Consider the following 16,262-nt stretch of genomic DNA (forward strand, 5'->3'; position numbering starts at 1 on the left):
TAGCAAAACGGAAGACAGACAACATGGCACTCAAGTCGTATAAACCGACGACGCCGGGCCAGCGTGGGCTGGTACTGATCGACCGTTCGGAGCTCTGGAAAGGCCGCCCGGTCAAAGCCCTCACAGAAGGCCTGACCAAGAATGGCGGACGGAACAACACCGGACGGATCACGATGCGCCGCAAAGGCGGCGGGGCCAAGCGCCTCTACCGGATCGTTGACTTCAAACGGAACAAGCGCGACGTGACCGCAGCGGTCCTGCGCATCGAATATGACCCCAACCGGACAGCGTTTATTGCGCTGCTGAAATACACCGACGGCGAGCAGGCCTATATCCTGGCCCCGCAACGCCTGGCGATCGGTGACACGGTTGTGGCCTCTGAAAAGGCCGACATCAAACCCGGTAACGCGATGCCCTTCTCGGGCATGCCCATCGGTACCATCGTGCACAACATCGAGATGAAGCCCGGTAAGGGTGGTCAGATCGCACGGGCCGCCGGCACCTACGCCCAGTTCGTGGGCCGTGATGGCGGTTATGCTCAGATCCGTCTGAGCTCGGGCGAACTGCGTCTGGTGCGTCAGGAATGCATGGCCACCGTTGGTGCTGTCAGCAACCCCGACAACTCCAACCAGAACTACGGTAAAGCCGGCCGCATGCGCCACAAGGGCATCCGCCCCTCTGTGCGTGGTGTCGTGATGAACCCGATCGATCACCCGCACGGTGGTGGTGAAGGCCGTACCTCCGGTGGTCGTCACCCGGTGACCCCATGGGGCAAACCGACAAAGGGTGCCAAGACCCGCAACAAGAACAAAGCGTCCGGCAAGCTCATTCTGCGCTCGCGTCACGCCAAGAAGAAGGGGCGTTAATTTATGTCTCGTTCAGTATGGAAAGGTCCTTTTGTCGACAGTTATGTGTTGAAAAAGGCCGAAGCGTCCCGCGAGAGCGGTCGCAACGAAGTGATCAAGATCTGGTCGCGCCGCTCAACAATTCTGCCCCAGTTCGTGGGTCTGACGTTTGGCGTGTACAACGGTCACAAGCACATCCCTGTCAACGTCAGCGAAGACATGATCGGTCAGAAGTTTGGTGAGTATTCGCCGACACGGACCTACTACGGTCATGCCGCAGACAAAAAAGCGAAGCGGAAATAAGCCATGAGCAAGGATAAAAATCCCCGCCGCGTGGCCGACAACGAAGCAATGGCAAAACTGCGCATGCTGCGTACGTCCCCGCAGAAACTGAACCTTGTCGCCGGTCTGATCCGCGGCAAGAAAGTGGAACAGGCTCTGACGGACCTGACGTTCTCCAAAAAACGTATCGCGCAGGACGTGAAGAAATGCCTTCAGTCGGCGATTGCGAATGCGGAAAACAACCACAACCTCGACGTCGACGAACTGGTGGTCGCTGAGGCTTATGTGGGCAAGAACCTGACAATGAAGCGTGGTCGTCCGCGTGCCCGTGGCCGGTTCGGCAAGATCATCAAACCGTTCTCGGAGATTACGATCAAAGTGCGTCAAGTTGAGGAGCAAGCCTGATGGGTAACAAAGTCAATCCGATCGGCATGCGCCTGCAGGTGAACCGCACCTGGGACAGCCGCTGGTATGCCGACACAAAGGATTACGGTGATCTTCTGCTGGAAGATCTCGCGATCCGTGAGTTCATCAAAGAAGAATGCAAGCAGGCCGGTGTGGCCCGTGTGATCATCGAGCGTCCGCACAAGAAGTGCCGCGTCACGATCCACACAGCACGCCCCGGTGTCATCATCGGCAAGAAAGGGGCAGACATCGAAGGTCTGCGCCAGAAAATCGCCAAGATGACCGACAGCGAGCTGCACCTCAACATCGTTGAAGTGCGCAAGCCTGAGCTCGACGCAGCCCTCGTTGGTGAAAGCATTGCACAGCAGCTGGAGCGCCGGGTGTCTTTTCGCCGCGCCATGAAGCGTGCGGTTCAGAACGCGATGCGCATGGGGGCCCTCGGCATCCGCGTGAACGTGGCCGGCCGTCTGGGCGGTGCCGAGATCGCGCGTACTGAATGGTACCGTGAAGGTCGTGTGCCGCTGCACACGCTGCGCGCCGACATCGATTACGCACACGTGGAAGCGGTGACAGCCTATGGCATCATCGGGATCAAAACATGGATCTTCAAAGGTGAGATCATGGAGCACGATCCGGCCGCGCGTGACCGTAAAGCACAGGAACTCCAGGATGGCCCTGCACCGCGCGGTGCCGGTGGTCGCCGCTAAGGAGGAATGAGAAATGCTTCAGCCAAAGCGCACTAAATTCCGCAAGCAGTTCAAAGGCTCTATCAAAGGTCTGGCCAAGGGCGGGTCTGACCTGAACTTCGGCACCTATGGTCTCAAAGCCGTTGAGCCTGAGCGGGTCACAGCACGTCAGATCGAGGCGGCACGCCGCGCGATGACGCGTCACATGAAACGCCAGGGCCGTGTCTGGATCCGGATCTTCCCGGATGTTCCGGTCACAGCCAAGCCCATCGAAGTACGTATGGGTAAAGGTAAAGGTTCCGTTGACCGCTGGGCGGCGAAGGTAAAGCCCGGTCGTGTGATGTTTGAGATCGACGGCGTCGGTGATGATGTGGCGCGTGAAGCGCTGCGTCTGGCAGCGATGAAACTGCCGATCAAGACACGCGTGGTGGTCCGCGAAGACTGGTAAGCCTGACGCTTGCTACACAATGTGAAAGCCCCGCCGGTCACTGCCGGTGGGGCTTTTTTGCGACAAAATGATTCTTTTGTACGGCGAGCCGTCGGCGGTGCCCTGACTGTCTGGTAATATGGTGCACAATATCCACGGAGTCTCCTATGAAAAATCTGATAAAAGCATCCGTAATTGCGATGGTCCCCTTGTCCGTGTCCACGGCACAGGCGCAGGACTGGGAATTCACGGCGAGTTTCTACCTATACATGGCCGAAACGGAAACCGGCGTCGGCGGCAATAACATCACGCTGAGTTTCAGTGACGCACTGGACAACCTCGACTTCGCGGGCATGGGCAGTTTCGAGGCGTCGCGCGGGCCCTGGACACTCCTCGCCGACTACATGCTGACAGATCTGTCATTCGGAACAGATACACCCGGACCGGTATTTTCGGGTGTCAACACGAATGCAAAGACACAGATAGCGACCTTCGTCGCACTTTTAGACGTACATGAAGCGCAGGGGTCGACTTTCGCCATTGGAGGTGGCGTGCGCTGGTTCGACACCGATACCACGATCACCTTCCTGCCGGGCCCAGGCGCGGGCAGGACAGTCGGCTCGCGCGATAACTGGACCGATGCGATCATTGCGGCCCGCTATCAGTTCGACATCGCGCAGAACTGGTCGGGCACGGTCTTTGTCGATTACGGCGGTTTTTCCGGCGACACAGAGACCTGGCAACTTCTTGCAACCGCTGATTGGAAATTTGCCGACAACTGGGTTGCACGGTTCGGATACCGCCAGATCGGGGTCGAGAATGACGAGGGCGGACGGGGTTACGAATTCGAACAGTCGGGTCCGGTGATCGGGATCGCCTACAACTTCTGACGCGAGATCACTCCCAGCTGTAGTTAAAACTGATGCTGATGCGCTCGTCGTCGGCCATGTTGATCGGTACCTCATGGCGCAGCCAGCTTTCCCACAACAAAACGTCACCCACGGCGGGTGATACATAGCTGAAGGTGCGCATTTCAGGCCGTGCGTCCTTTTTGCGGGCCGGCGCCGCCATCATCATCGCCAGACGCGGGTCTTCGAATTTGATCGAGCCCGCGCCGGAGGGCACAGCCACGTAGGTTGTGCCGCTGATCACCGAATGAGGGTGCAGGTGGCCGGTGTGGATGCCGCCCGGAGGCAGGATGTTGATCCAGATATCTTCGAGTTTCAGCTTGCGGTCACCGAGATCAAACTCGAGATCTTTTGCGAAGGCTTTGACGTGCTTATCGAGCACGCGCACCAGATCTTTGAAAATCGGAAAGCGGTAGGGCAGGTCGGTGAGTGAGGCATAACTTGTGTACCCCGGATAGCCGTTTTCATCGCACCAGGCCTGACCGGCTTCGTCATCCTCCGCAATTGACCAGCAGGAAGCTTCCAGTTCCGTGGGGTCGACAGGTTTTCCCCGCTCGCTGAGCGCGGCCTGATAGAGGCGGGTGACGAAGAGCGAAGTAATATCTGACATAGCGCCTCTTACCCTGAAACGGCAGGTGACGACAATCCGGCCACGCGCTGTTCGTGATTTTCTGTCAAAGGCGCCTTCGGCCAGGCCCCGGGACATGCTATCATCCGTCCAGCCGGAATTTCGGAAGGCAACAGCACATGACAGTCAGCGACACGGTTTTTGCGGGGTCGATCCCGGATGTTTATGACGAGTATCTTGTTCCTCTGATCTTTGAGCATTACGCGAAGGATATGGCGCAGCGCGTTCTTGCGGTTGGTCCCTCGCAGATCCTTGAAACGGCTGCAGGCAGCGGAGTGGTCACCCGGTGGCTTGCTCGCGCGATGTCCGAAGATGCGTCCCTTCTGGTGACAGACCTGAACCAGCCGATGCTCGACAGGAATGCCGCAAGGCTGCCGGCGCGCCCGGGCCTGCGGTTTCAGCAGGCGGACGCGCTGGCGCTGCCCTGCGATGATGCTTCGTTTGACGCCGTGTGCTGCCAGTTCGGGGTGATGTTTTTTCCCGACCGGGTGGCCGGATACCGCGAGGCCCTGCGGGTACTGAGGCCGGGTGGGACCTTTGTCTTCAACGCCTGGGACGCAATCGCGGAAAACCTGTTCGCGCAGGCCGTTACTGAAAAGGTATCGGCTCTTTGCCCGGAGGACCCGCCGGTCTTCATGGCGCGCACCCCGCACGGCTATCACGACGCCGCCGCGATTGCAGCCGATGTTGAGGCCGCGGGTTTTGAAAGCTGCAACATTGAAACCGTTGCAGCAGAAAGTACCGCCCCTTCAGCGCGCGCTGTGGCGGTCGCTTTCTGTCAGGGCACACCGTTGCGAAACGAACTTGAGGCCTGCGGAGTAATGAGCCTTGCCCGGATCACAGACGCAGTGGAAGCAGACCTTATCGCCCGCTTCGGTACCGGCGTGGTCCGTGCGCCCATGCAGGCACATGTGGTGGTTGCGCAGAAGGCATGAGGCCTGCGAGAGTCCGGTGCCGGATGACCAGCCGGCAGCCTGAATGGCGGAAGTGTGCATGCCGTCGAGCATTTTCTGCGCATCAATGCCGTCTGATCCGCTGACAGACGATGCAGCGATGCCTGCTCCGACCGCACGGGTAATTGTAAGCTGTCGCGTTTCGGCATCGCGGCAGGTGACAAAGCCATAGTCCCAGCCGGTGCGGTAATCAGAGACACCGTCGTATGCGGTTTCGTCCCGCGCCCGTTGCGAGAAGGTATCTCCACCAGAACGTTCACCGCTCAGACAGCCGTCATGATATCCCGTCACATAGGTTTCGGAGTACCCGTGCCTGCGCAGAGCGTCTTCGCTGCTGATTGTTTCGCTGCAACCCGCAAGGAGGACGGCGGACAGAATAAAGATACTGACACGCAAAACGACCTGAATGCCTTTCTGGTCATCAGAAGCGTTGCTCAACAGAGCGGGTTTGGGGGACCCCACTGGTTCGTCTCTTCGCCGGGGCGGGTGTAAAACCACAACAGGATCAGTGAGCCGATCAGCGGCACGAGGTTGAGCAGAAGCCACCAGCCGCTTTTGCCGATGTCATGCAGACGGCGCACTGCAACGGCCAGTGCCGGCAGAAGGATCGCAAGTGAAAAGAGCATGCTGAGCGGCTGACCTGCATTTTCCGCGCCCACGTCAAAGCCGAGTGCGGGAGCGATGAGAAACGCATCGATCAACTGGGTCGCGAGCGTTATCAGAAACACCGCAAGGACCCACCACCAGAATTCCGCCCGTGATGCGCGGCCGGAAAAAGTGGCGTATTTCGACAGGACCGTCTTTACGGCCAGTGACATTTTATCCATGAGCCCCCCCCGATGCCGATGCGCTGTATTATACACAGATATTTGCGGCGTCGCGCAAGGGTCCGACAGCGGGCACGGACGGCAGGGAAAAGGGGTTGCTATACCGTAGCTTCCCGCCTATACGGCGCATTCATCATGAACTCCACGGGAATCATCGGTGACGCTTTTTAAGCGGCCGGCCCGTGATGTTGAAAGGAAAAGGGCGATGAACGCCAAGGAATTGCACGACAAAACACCTGATCAGCTGCGTGAAGAGCTGGCCACCCTGAAAAAAGAGCAGTTCAACCTGCGCTTTCAGCAGGCCACAGGCCAGCTGGAGAATCCCGCGCAGCTGCGCATTGCGCGCCGCAACGCGGCCCGCGTCAAAACTGTACTGAACCAGAAAGCAGCCGCTGCTGCTGCGTCTGAATAAGGAGAGCACCCATGCCCAAGCGTATTCTGTCCGGCGTCGTGACCTCCGATGCAAACGCACAAACCGTTACCGTCAGCGTTGAGCGCCGCTTCACGCACCCGGTCCTGAAGAAGACCATCCGTAAGTCCAAGAAGTACCGGGCGCACGATGAGAACAACACATTCAAAACGGGCGACACCGTTCGCATCATTGAATGTGCACCAAAGTCGAAAACCAAACGCTGGGAAGTGCTTGAAGCCGCTGAGGCCTGAACGCACGACCTTTAATTCGAAACCCTGGGGATCTGGCCACGCATCGGCCCCCCAAAGGTCGGGAGAAACCAAATGATCCAGATGCAGACCAACCTGGATGTTGCTGACAACAGCGGCGCGCGCCGTGTTCAGTGCATCAAGGTCCTGGGTGGTTCCAAGCGTAAGTACGCATCCGTCGGCGACATCATTGTCGTCTCGGTCAAGGAAGCCATCCCACGCGGTCGTGTGAAAAAGGGCGACGTGCGTAAAGCCGTCGTCGTTCGCACCGCCAAAGAAGTCCGCCGCGACGATGGCACAGCGATCCGCTTTGATCGCAATGCCGCCGTGATCCTCAACAACAACAACGAGCCGATCGGTACACGTATCTTTGGCCCGGTTGTGCGTGAGCTGCGTGCGAAAAACTTCATGAAAATCATCTCACTCGCTCCGGAGGTGCTGTAATCATGGCTGCTAAGCTGAAAAAAGGTGACAAAGTCATCGTGCTGGCCGGCAAGGACAAAGGCAAAACGGGGTCCATCACTTCCGTTGACCCGAAATCCGGCAAGGCCATTGTTGACGGTGTGAACATCGCCATCCGCGCGACACGCCAGTCTCAGACAAGCCAGGGCGGGCGCATCCCCAAAGCGATGCCCATCGACCTGAGCAACCTCGCATTTGTGGACAAGAACGGCAAAGCAAGCCGCGTCGGGTTCAAAATGGACGGCGACAAGAAAGTACGCTTTGCCAAAACCACAGGGGACGTGATCGATGCTTGATTCTGCAACTTACACTCCCCGCCTCAAGGCCGTTTACGCAGACACCATCCGCGCTGCGATGAAAGAAGAGTTCGGCTACAAGAACGACATGCAGATCCCGCGTCTGGACAAGATCGTTCTGAACATCGGCTGTGGAGCTGAAGCCGTGCGCGACAGCAAGAAAGCCAAATCCGCTCAGGAAGATCTGACGCTGATCGCAGGCCAGAAGGCCATGACGACCATCGCCAAGAAATCCATTGCGGGTTTCCGTGTACGTGAGGAAATGCCGTTGGGTGCGAAAGTGACCCTGCGCGGTGACCGCATGTATGAATTCCTTGATCGTCTGATCACGATTGCAATGCCCCGCGTGCGCGACTTCCGCGGCGTGTCCGGCAAATCTTTCGATGGCCGCGGCAACTATGCCATGGGCCTCAAAGAGCACCTCGTGTTCCCGGAAATCAACTTTGACAAGATTGATGAGAACTGGGGAATGGACATCGTAATCGCCACCACGGCGGCAACCGACGCTGAAGCGAAGGCACTGTTGAAAGCTTTCAACATGCCCTTCAACAGCTGAGCGCGGGAAGGATACTGATATGGCTAAAAAATCAATGATCGAACGCGAGAAGAAGCGCGAACGCCTGGTGGCAAAGTATGCAGCCAAGCGCGCGGCTCTCAAAGAGATCGTGAACGACGAAAGCAAGCCGATGGAAGAGCGTTTCCGCGCCTCCCTTAAGCTGGCGAAACTGCCCCGGAACTCTTCGGCTGTGCGTCTGCACAACCGCTGCCAGCTGACGGGTCGTCCGCACGCGTACTATCGCAAACTGAAAATCTCTCGTATCGCGCTGCGCGATCTCGGCTCTCAGGGCCAGATCCCCGGCATGGTCAAGTCAAGCTGGTAAGGAGGGCATAAAATGAACGATCCTATCGCAGATATGCTCACCCGTATCCGTAACTCTTCGATGCGCGGCAAATCCACGGTTTCAACACCAGCGTCCAAGCTGCGTGCATGGGTTCTGGATGTGCTGGCGGACGAAGGTTACATCCGCGGCTATGAGAAAACCACCGGTGCTGACGGCCATCCGGCCATCGAGATCAGCCTCAAGTATTATGAAGGCGAACCTGTTATTCGCGAGCTGAAGCGGGTATCCAAACCCGGTCGTCGCGTGTACATGGGCGTCAATGACATTCCCGTTGTCCGTCAGGGCCTTGGTGTGTCGATTGTCTCCACCCCCAAGGGTGTGATGTCGGACCAGGCTGCACGCAGCGCCAATGTTGGCGGCGAAGTGCTCTGCACCGTTTTCTGAGGAGATAGACTATGTCTCGTATTGGTAAGAAACCGGTCGATCTGCCCTCTGGTGTTTCAGCATCGGTCAGCGGTCAGACCATCGAGGTCAAAGGCCCCAAAGGTACACGTTCGTTCAATGCAACGGATGATGTTACGCTGAAGGTCGGGGACAACGTGATCACCATTGAGCCGCGCGGCAAATCCAAGCGTGCGCGTCAGCAGTGGGGCATGTCGCGCACACAGATCCAGAACTGCGTGACCGGCGTGACCGAAGGCTTCAAAAAGGAGCTGGAGATCCAGGGTGTGGGTTACCGGGCGCAGATGCAGGGCAATACCCTGAAGCTGAACCTCGGACTTTCCCACGACGTGGATTACACCGCACCTGATGGTGTGACTGTAACTGCGCCCAAGCAGACCGAAATCATTGTGGAAGGCATCGACGAACAGCTTGTTGGTCAGGTTGCCGCGAACATCCGCCAGTGGCGCAAGCCCGAGCCCTATAAGGGCAAAGGGATCCGCTATAAGGGCGAGTTCGTCTTCCGCAAAGAAGGCAAGAAGAAGTAAGGAACGCAAAAGATGGCAAACAGCAAAAGACAACTGTTCATCAAACGCCGCCTGCGCGTTCGGAACAAACTTCGCCGCACAAATGCGGGCCGTATGCGCCTGTCTGTGCACCGCTCCAACAAGAATATCTCGGTTCAGCTGATCGATGATGTGGCCGGCACAACAGTTGCCTCTGCATCCAGCCTTGAGAAGGATCTCGGTGTGGTTGGCAAAAACAACGTCGAAGCGGCCACCAAAGTGGGTGCGGCGATTGCAGAACGCGCGAAAAAGGCAGGCGTCTCCGAAGCCTACTTTGATCGCGGCGGTTTCCTCTTTCACGGTAAGGTCAAGGCAGTTGCCGACGCCGCGCGTGAAGGTGGTCTGAAGATCTGAGACCTGAAAGGCGCCCTTTTGCGGGGCGCCTTCGATGATCCGGGGGCATGTTGTCCACCAGGATTGAGTTCAATGGGCGCCACCTTTCGATACGGGCCCGTCAGTTAAAGGAAGTTCTCATGGCAGAACGTGATAATCGTCGGGGCAATCGCCGCGACCGTGATGAAACACCGGAATTCTCCGACCGCCTGGTCGCGATCAACCGTGTGTCCAAAACAGTCAAAGGTGGTAAGCGCTTTGGTTTCGCCGCCCTTGTCGTTGTTGGCGACCAGAAGGGCCGTGTCGGTTTTGGCAAAGGTAAAGCGAAAGAGGTCCCCGAGGCCATCCGCAAAGCCACAGAGCAGGCTAAGCGTCAGATGATCCGCGTACAGCTGCGCGAAGGCCGCACGCTGCACCACGATATGGAAGGCCGTCACGGCGCAGGTAAAGTCGTGATGCGGACGGCGCCGGAAGGTACCGGGATCATCGCTGGTGGTCCGATGCGTGCTGTGTTTGAGATGCTGGGCGTCAAGGACGTCGTATCGAAATCCATCGGCTCTCAGAACCCCTATAACATGATCCGCGCCACCATGGACGGCCTGCGCAAGGAATCGAGCCCGCGCTCGGTTGCTCAGCGTCGCGGTAAGAAAGTGGCTGATATTCTGCCCAAGCGCGAAGACAACATAGAGTCTTCGGCGCAGGTTGCTGAGGAGGCGTAAACCATGGCCAAAACTATTGTCGTCAAACAGATCGGTTCGCCGATCCGCCGCCCCGGTAAACAGCGTCAGACGCTGATTGGCCTGGGGCTGAACAAAATGCACAGAACGCGCGAGCTCGAAGACACTCCTTCCGTGCGTGGCATGATCAATTCGATCCCGCACATGGTCGAGATCGTCGAAGAAAAAGGCTGACGCCACGCGCTCAGGCCTGACCGGAATGCCCTGCAGGAAACTGCGGGGCGTTTTGCGTTCCGGTGGCCGGATCACGTGCCCGCAGTGTGTAGTGAAGTGCGTTAAACTGACAATCTGATGATCGTAAAAGGATCTTCAGCCATGACACACCTCGACGGGACACTCTGCCCTTCGGGTTTTTCTGTCTGGTTCTTACTCCGGTCGCCGGATTTGCTGCGGTCGCGACCAGTGACACCGAACTGCCGCCCATCAAAACACACATAGACGGGATGCCAGAAAACGCTGACAGGCACGCGGCGGAGACGCAGTACGCCAGGGCAGAAAAGCGTCCTGAGGATCGCAGAGCGCGCACCTCACAGCTTTATACGGGAACAGCCCGGATCGCGATCCGGGCTGAGCATACGAGCAAGCGCTGAACGGTACAGCTGCGGGAAGAAAGATGTGATTGCAGCATTTTTTTTATCCTTAATTAACAGTTGTGAACGATAAAATTTGTATCAAACCGGGTTAGCCGTATTCGGGGAAGGGTGGGCTAAAGGACGATACATGGTTGCTTATGCAGGCGCTGTTCCCGAAGCGGTCTCAACCCGGGTTCCTGTCGAAACGATGCGTTCTATGGCGGTGCTGCTGCTGGTCAGCTATCACGTCATCGGCGCGGGCGATGGCAGCGGCCTCAATATCGCCTATCCTCATATGCTGCGGCTCTATGCGGACTTTTTCATTGATCTGAGAATGCCGCTCTTTGCGTTTATTGCAGGCTACGTTTATGCACTGCGACCTGTCACTGCGGGACATTACGCGGATTTTCTGGGCAACAAGCTGCGCCGGCTGCTGATCCCGGGAATTCTGGCCATTACCGCCTTTGCCATCGTGGCCAATGTCGTCGGCACCCGCTTTGCCCAGCCGCTGAGTGATCTGTGGTATCTGCTGGTGACCCCATACGCCCATTTTTGGTTTTTACAGTCGGCGCTGGTCATCTTTGTCGTCTTCGGGCTTATTGATATTGTCCTCAGCCATCGCTTTACGATCGTGCTCCTGATGGCGTCGGGCGCGCTCTGTCTTTCGGGCTTCCGGTTTGAAACCAGCGTGATGTCGGTGAATGGTGCGCTCTATCTGCTGCCCTTCTTTCTGACCGGTGTGGTCGTTCTGCGGCATGGCACCGAGATCGCTGAGGAGGCTGAGAAGCTGACGCTCGTGCTGCTTGTGCTGGCCTTGGTCTGCGCCTTCTGGAACATTCGTGTGCTTTACGAAACGGGCGTTTTCTCAATGGATCGTCATGATGTGCAGAGCCTTGGCTTTGGTGTGTCTGTGTGTCTGCTTGCCGCAATGTGGTGTCCGAGATTGCCGCTCCTTGAGCGTCTGTCGCCCTATGCTTTCACGATTTATCTCTATCATATTTTCGGGACAGTGCCGGCGCGAGTGTTCTGTGATGCACTCGGCATCGGACAGACTCATCTGCAGTTTTTACTTGGTCTTGCGGGCGGGCTGCTCATCCCGGTTCTGATCTGTGAGGCCGTGCAGCGCAAGCCCGGTCTCAGTGAGCTGGTCACCGGACGGCAGCGCAGGCTGCGTAGTGGCCTTGGCGCGCCTTGACGCAGACCGCATCGCCGGATAGAGAGCGCTGTCCGCAGGGGTCACCTGCGACTCAGATGTAAACGCCGTGGTCGGCCACTCCCGTCGCTGGGGGTCGCATCCGGCAAAAGGAGAAGCGACATGAAACTGAACGAACTGAGTGATAACGAAGGCGCTACCAAGAAACGCAAGCGCGTTGGCCGTGGTCCGGGTTCCGGCACCGGTAAGATGGGTGGCCGTGGTATCAAAGGTCAGAAAGCCCGCTCCGGTGTGGCGATAAACGGCTATGAAGGCGGCCAGATGCCGCTGTATCAGCGTCTGCCCAAGCGCGGCTTTAATAAGCCGAACCGCAAATCTTTCGCTGTGGTGAACCTTGGCCTGATCCAGAAATTCGTCGATGCCAAGAAAATCGATGCCAAAAAAGCAATCACCGAGGATGTCCTGATCGAAAGCGGCCTCGTGCGTCGTAAACTCGACGGAATCCGGGTGCTGGCCAAAGGTGATGTGACAGGCAAACTGAACATCGAAGTAACGGGTGCCTCGAAATCGGCCGTTGCTGCGGTGGAAAAAGCCGGCGGATCGCTCAGCGTGGCGGCGCCGGTCGCGGAATCGTCAGAGAGCTGAACCCTGAGTTCAGGCTTGTGGGCGGCGGCATCGCCGCTTACATAAGCACTCAAGTTTTCCATTGACGCCGCCCCGCCGGAGAACGGCCCGGGCGGCGTGTCCGTATCGAAAGAGAGCCCTTCATGGTATCTGCCGTTGAAAGTATGGCCGCAAACACCAGCTGGTCCGCGCTGGGAAAAGCGACCGACCTTCGTAACCGTATCTTTTTTACGCTGGGTCTTCTGATCGTTTACCGCCTTGGTACATTTATTCCTGTGCCGGGCATCGACGGTGTTGCCCTTCGGGAGTTTATGGAGCAGGCAGGCCAGGGTATCGGCGGCATGGTGTCCATGTTTACCGGCGGTGCGCTCGGACGGATGGGCATCTTTGCCCTCGGCATCATGCCCTACATTTCAGCTTCGATTATTGTGCAGCTCATGACGGCCATGGTGCCCCAGCTTGAGCAACTCAAAAAAGAAGGCGAACAGGGCCGCAAAAAGATCAACCAGTACACGCGCTATGGCACTGTTTTTCTTGCGACATTGCAGGCATATGGCCTCGCGGTAAGCCTGGAGGCCGGCGATATTGTTACTGACCCGGGCCTCTTTTTCCGCATGTCCTGCGTGATCACGCTGGTCGGCGGTACGATGTTCCTGATGTGGTTGGGTGAACAGATCACGGCGCGGGGCATCGGGAACGGCATTTCGCTGATTATTTTCGTTGGCATTATCGCTGAAATCCCGGCTGCGATTGCCCAGTTTTTTGCCTCTGGCCGGTCCGGTGCGATCAGCCCGGCCGTGATTATCGGTGTGCTCGTGATGGTCGTTGGTACCATTATGTTCGTGGTGTTTATGGAACGCGCGCTGCGAAAAATCCACATCCAGTACCCGCGCCGTCAGGTCGGCATGAAAGTCTATGACGGTGGCTCCAGCCATCTGCCGGTCAAGGTGAACCCGGCGGGCGTTATCCCTGCGATTTTCGCGTCCTCGCTGCTGCTTTTGCCGGTGACAATCAGCACGTTCTCGGGAAATTCCACCAATCCGGTCATGTCCTGGTTGCTGGCTAATTTCGGTCCGGGTCAGCCTCTCTACCTGATTTTCTTCGTCGCGATGATCGTGTTCTTTGCCTACTTCTACACCTTCAACGTGTCTTTCAAACCTGACGATGTGGCCGACAATCTTAAGAACCAGAACGGGTTCATCCCGGGGATTCGCCCCGGAAAGAAAACGTCTGAGTATCTGGAGTATGTGGTCAATCGCGTATTGGTGCTGGGCTCGGGCTATCTCGCAGCGGTCTGTCTGCTGCCGGAAATTCTGCGCGGGCAGTTTGCGATCCCGTTCTATTTTGGCGGTACCTCAGTCCTGATTGTGGTCTCGGTTACGATGGACACTATCCAGCAGGTGCAGAGCCATCTGCTCGCGCATCAGTATGAAGGCCTGCTGGAGAAATCCCAGTTGCGTGGAAAGAGTGGCAAAGGCCGCAAAAAACGGAGCCCGGTACGCCGATGAATATTATACTCCTCGGACCGCCGGGCGCTGGCAAAGGCACGCAGGCCCGTATGCTGGTTGACGAACGTGATATGGTGCAGCTGAGCACAGGCGATATGTTGCGCGAAGCCAAAGACAGCGGCACTGAGATGGGTAAGATTGTAGCGGATGTTATGGCGCGCGGCGCGCTTGTCACCGACGAGATCGTCATCGGCCTGATCCGTGAAAAGCTCGAAACGGTCAAAGCCAGCGGGTTCATTTTCGACGGTTTTCCGCGCACTCTGGCCCAGGCTGATGCACTGGGCGAACTGCTCGAAGCCGAAGGTCAGACGCTGGACGCTGTGATTGAAATGAGGGTGGACGATGCCGCACTGGTCGCGCGGATCGTTGCGCGATCCACATGTGGCTCTTGCGGTGAGGTTTACAACGACACGACGAGGCCCATCCCGGCGGATGGAAAATGCGCCAACTGCGGTGGTACTGAATTCAAGCGCCGCGCGGACGACAATGAGGAAAGCCTCAGGACCCGTCTGATGGAATATTATAAACAGACTTCACCGCTGATTGGCTATTACTACGCCAAAGAGATGCTGAGCCGGGTCGACGGGCTGGCAGAGATTGAGGCGGTTCAGAGCGAGATCCGCGAAGTTCTCGACGCCTGATCACATCCGGTTCTTAAAAAAGCGGGCGGTGCCGGGGCGCCGCCCTTTTTATGTGACGTCAGTGCTCGGTTCTGAACGGATTGTGAGAGACGTTTTCTGTCTCGCCGCAATTACTGCGCTGCCGGGGTTCTTCGGCAGGTGGTGACAGCTGCAGAACCACTGCCGGGATTACCCGTGCTTCGTCGCCGATCAACCCGCCGTTCCAGGCTGCTGCGATCCTTCGTTTCCGGTCCGGCTCCATACGCGCCATTTCGAGCATGAGTTTCATGATCAGCGTTTCGCGCACATCACCAAAGCCGCGTGCGACCAGGTGGAAAGCACCCGGTCCGCCGATCACGCAATCCATATAAAACCGGGAGACCTGTTCAAAAGAGGTGCTGCCGTTCTGTGGCTGGCCCGACAGAATTTCGATCGGCAGACCGTTCACGGTAAGGCCCATCGACAGAACATGATCGCGCGCCGCAGAGATCGCAAAGCCGTCGTTGAGCACGCCGTCACCTGAGATGTCTATGATGTAATCCCGCGCGGGCACCTGCAGCGCGGACATGGCCGTCTCAGCAGCCAGCAGAGCGTCGCCTACCGCCGTTGGCTGCACATACATCGGGTCATTGGGTCGGTCGGTTATTGCCAGAATCTCCGCAGCGAACTGTGCGAGTTCTTCGGGTGTGGACATGATCCGGATCGGCAGATGCACCCGCTGATACCGGGTGCCGCTCCACTCCATATAGGCGATTGCCACACGCCCGGAGCCACCACCAAGCGCCATGCGCGCCACGCGCGGGTCGCTCAGAGCGTCTGCATAGGCCTCGCGCTGAAAACGTCGTTCGCCGGATTCGATGGAGGAAGACACATCCACCGCAAGCACGAGGGCGATATCGACCCGGTCGGGATTGTTATGGTCATCCGCCCCCGCAGCGTAGCGGGCGGCGGGCGGTGCCGGAGCCGCAACAGCCACTGACATAAAAGCCAGCATGAAAAGTGTCAGGTATCCGGCCCGCCGGTGGTAATTTCCTTGCCTGTTCATCTGCCGTCTCCTTCAGGTACGGCCAGCTCCCACGTCTTTCTGATCGGAAGGATATAAAGCATAAGGCTTAATAACTGCTTTTCACGCCGCACCGCGGCTGTCATCGAAGGCCTTTCAGGGCCATCTCAGGTGCCAGATTTCGTATGAGAGCGCAGCGTGTCGCACCCGTTGATTTACAGGCGGATGCGCAGGCAGGGCGGCCCTTGTGACGCATGGGTTGACGCCCACCCGAAAAGCCCATAACCAGCACCATCTCTGAGTAGAATCAATTTGTCTTACGGGTCGCGCCCGGACGGCAGGATTACCTGATCAGCTGACGCCCGAAGGCCAGAATCTTCGGGATTTCTTATGCAAGACGCACCCCTGGTGCGATGTTGTGAAAAAAGGGTCTGGTATCACGGACCCGCAACGAAAAGGACATGACACGTGGCACGTATCGCCG

General features: G+C 57.7%; 25 protein-coding genes. 22 read left to right on the top strand and 3 right to left on the bottom strand.

The window, feature by feature from the left end:
* Positions 1-23: 23 nt before the first annotated feature.
* The 6 genes from rplB (at position 24) to Q0M35_RS11655 (ending at position 3,535) form a co-directional block, all read left to right on the top strand.
* Positions 24-866, top strand: a complete 843-nt coding sequence (gene rplB / locus Q0M35_RS11630; protein ID WP_295315396.1) for a 50S ribosomal protein L2 — start codon at positions 24-26, stop codon at positions 864-866.
* A 3-nt stretch (positions 867-869) separates the two neighbouring features.
* A complete protein-coding gene (gene rpsS / locus Q0M35_RS11635) occupies positions 870-1,148 on the top strand; it encodes a 30S ribosomal protein S19 (RefSeq protein ID WP_067296663.1) in 279 nt (92 codons plus the stop codon).
* Positions 1,149-1,151: 3 nt separating this feature from the next.
* Positions 1,152-1,532: a 50S ribosomal protein L22 gene (gene rplV, locus Q0M35_RS11640; protein ID WP_169639414.1), complete on the top strand. Its 381-nt coding sequence runs from the start codon at positions 1,152-1,154 to the stop codon at positions 1,530-1,532.
* Positions 1,532-2,239, top strand: a complete 708-nt coding sequence (gene rpsC, locus Q0M35_RS11645) for a 30S ribosomal protein S3 (RefSeq protein WP_169639415.1) — start codon at positions 1,532-1,534, stop codon at positions 2,237-2,239. Before rplV ends, rpsC begins: the two co-directional genes overlap by 1 nt.
* Before the next feature lie 13 nt (positions 2,240-2,252).
* Positions 2,253-2,666 (top strand): 50S ribosomal protein L16, encoded by a 414-nt coding sequence (gene rplP / locus Q0M35_RS11650; protein ID WP_028957241.1) that lies wholly within the window; start codon positions 2,253-2,255, stop codon positions 2,664-2,666.
* 146 nt (positions 2,667-2,812) lie between these two features.
* A complete protein-coding gene (locus tag Q0M35_RS11655) occupies positions 2,813-3,535 on the top strand; it encodes a hypothetical protein (protein ID WP_295315401.1) in 723 nt (240 codons plus the stop codon).
* 7 nt (positions 3,536-3,542) lie between these two features.
* Here Q0M35_RS11655 and Q0M35_RS11660 read toward each other — a convergent pair whose 3' ends face one another.
* The gene (locus tag Q0M35_RS11660; protein ID WP_295315403.1) at positions 3,543-4,163 is read right to left on the bottom strand and encodes a TIGR02466 family protein; all 621 of its coding nucleotides are present in this window, start codon (positions 4,161-4,163) and stop codon (positions 3,543-3,545) included.
* A 137-nt stretch (positions 4,164-4,300) separates the two neighbouring features.
* On the opposite strand from Q0M35_RS11660, the gene Q0M35_RS11665 reads away from it, so the two are divergent.
* A complete protein-coding gene (locus Q0M35_RS11665; RefSeq protein WP_295315405.1) occupies positions 4,301-5,116 on the top strand; it encodes a methyltransferase domain-containing protein in 816 nt (271 codons plus the stop codon).
* Positions 5,117-5,568: 452 nt separating this feature from the next.
* Here the strand turns inward: Q0M35_RS11665 and Q0M35_RS11670 are convergent, their stop codons facing one another.
* Positions 5,569-5,961 (bottom strand): DUF805 domain-containing protein, encoded by a 393-nt coding sequence (locus tag Q0M35_RS11670; protein WP_295315407.1) that lies wholly within the window; start codon positions 5,959-5,961, stop codon positions 5,569-5,571.
* A gap of 205 nt (positions 5,962-6,166) precedes the next feature.
* Here Q0M35_RS11670 and rpmC point away from each other — a divergent pair, with 205 nt between their 5' ends.
* The 15 genes from rpmC to Q0M35_RS11745 all read left to right on the top strand — a co-directional run bounded on the left by rpmC (position 6,167) and on the right by Q0M35_RS11745 (position 14,796).
* Complete coding sequence (rpmC, locus tag Q0M35_RS11675) at positions 6,167-6,373, top strand: 50S ribosomal protein L29 (RefSeq protein ID WP_295315409.1); 207 nt, start codon at positions 6,167-6,169, stop codon at positions 6,371-6,373.
* A gap of 11 nt (positions 6,374-6,384) precedes the next feature.
* Entirely contained in the window at positions 6,385-6,624 is a 240-nt protein-coding gene (gene rpsQ, locus Q0M35_RS11680; protein ID WP_169639423.1) for a 30S ribosomal protein S17, read from the top strand.
* Between the two features lie 72 nt (positions 6,625-6,696).
* Positions 6,697-7,065, top strand: a complete 369-nt coding sequence (gene rplN / locus Q0M35_RS11685; protein WP_013963207.1) for a 50S ribosomal protein L14 — start codon at positions 6,697-6,699, stop codon at positions 7,063-7,065.
* A 2-nt stretch (positions 7,066-7,067) separates the two neighbouring features.
* A complete protein-coding gene (gene rplX / locus Q0M35_RS11690) occupies positions 7,068-7,379 on the top strand; it encodes a 50S ribosomal protein L24 (protein ID WP_169639424.1) in 312 nt (103 codons plus the stop codon).
* Positions 7,372-7,935: a 50S ribosomal protein L5 gene (gene rplE, locus Q0M35_RS11695; RefSeq protein ID WP_169639425.1), complete on the top strand. Its 564-nt coding sequence runs from the start codon at positions 7,372-7,374 to the stop codon at positions 7,933-7,935. Before rplX ends, rplE begins: the two co-directional genes overlap by 8 nt.
* A 19-nt stretch (positions 7,936-7,954) precedes the next feature.
* Positions 7,955-8,260: a 30S ribosomal protein S14 gene (gene rpsN / locus Q0M35_RS11700; protein ID WP_169639426.1), complete on the top strand. Its 306-nt coding sequence runs from the start codon at positions 7,955-7,957 to the stop codon at positions 8,258-8,260.
* Positions 8,261-8,272: 12 nt separating this feature from the next.
* On the top strand, positions 8,273-8,665 hold the full coding sequence (gene rpsH, locus Q0M35_RS11705) for a 30S ribosomal protein S8 (RefSeq protein ID WP_295315417.1): 393 nt from the start codon (positions 8,273-8,275) through the stop codon (positions 8,663-8,665).
* An 11-nt stretch (positions 8,666-8,676) separates the two neighbouring features.
* The gene (gene rplF / locus Q0M35_RS11710; protein ID WP_295315419.1) at positions 8,677-9,210 is read left to right on the top strand and encodes a 50S ribosomal protein L6; all 534 of its coding nucleotides are present in this window, start codon (positions 8,677-8,679) and stop codon (positions 9,208-9,210) included.
* 12 nt (positions 9,211-9,222) lie between these two features.
* The gene (gene rplR / locus Q0M35_RS11715) at positions 9,223-9,582 is read left to right on the top strand and encodes a 50S ribosomal protein L18 (protein ID WP_295315421.1); all 360 of its coding nucleotides are present in this window, start codon (positions 9,223-9,225) and stop codon (positions 9,580-9,582) included.
* 119 nt (positions 9,583-9,701) lie between these two features.
* On the top strand, positions 9,702-10,280 hold the full coding sequence (gene rpsE / locus Q0M35_RS11720; protein WP_295315423.1) for a 30S ribosomal protein S5: 579 nt from the start codon (positions 9,702-9,704) through the stop codon (positions 10,278-10,280).
* Positions 10,281-10,283: 3 nt separating this feature from the next.
* Entirely contained in the window at positions 10,284-10,472 is a 189-nt protein-coding gene (gene rpmD / locus Q0M35_RS11725) for a 50S ribosomal protein L30 (protein ID WP_295315425.1), read from the top strand.
* A gap of 546 nt (positions 10,473-11,018) precedes the next feature.
* Entirely contained in the window at positions 11,019-12,065 is a 1,047-nt protein-coding gene (locus Q0M35_RS11730; protein WP_295315427.1) for an acyltransferase, read from the top strand.
* 120 nt (positions 12,066-12,185) lie between these two features.
* Entirely contained in the window at positions 12,186-12,668 is a 483-nt protein-coding gene (rplO, locus tag Q0M35_RS11735) for a 50S ribosomal protein L15 (protein WP_295315429.1), read from the top strand.
* A gap of 122 nt (positions 12,669-12,790) precedes the next feature.
* A complete protein-coding gene (gene secY / locus Q0M35_RS11740) occupies positions 12,791-14,155 on the top strand; it encodes a preprotein translocase subunit SecY (protein WP_169639435.1) in 1,365 nt (454 codons plus the stop codon).
* On the top strand, positions 14,152-14,796 hold the full coding sequence (locus Q0M35_RS11745; protein WP_295315431.1) for an adenylate kinase: 645 nt from the start codon (positions 14,152-14,154) through the stop codon (positions 14,794-14,796). Before secY ends, Q0M35_RS11745 begins: the two co-directional genes overlap by 4 nt.
* Positions 14,797-14,854: 58 nt before the next feature.
* Here the strand turns inward: Q0M35_RS11745 and Q0M35_RS11750 are convergent, their stop codons facing one another.
* The gene (locus Q0M35_RS11750; RefSeq protein WP_295315433.1) at positions 14,855-15,820 is read right to left on the bottom strand and encodes a DUF1194 domain-containing protein; all 966 of its coding nucleotides are present in this window, start codon (positions 15,818-15,820) and stop codon (positions 14,855-14,857) included.
* Positions 15,821-16,262: the final 442 nt, after the last annotated feature.

It is taken from the genome of Roseobacter sp. (genome assembly GCF_024639605.1).
In the GTDB taxonomy this organism is placed as follows: Bacteria; Pseudomonadota; Alphaproteobacteria; order Rhodobacterales; family Rhodobacteraceae; genus Roseobacter.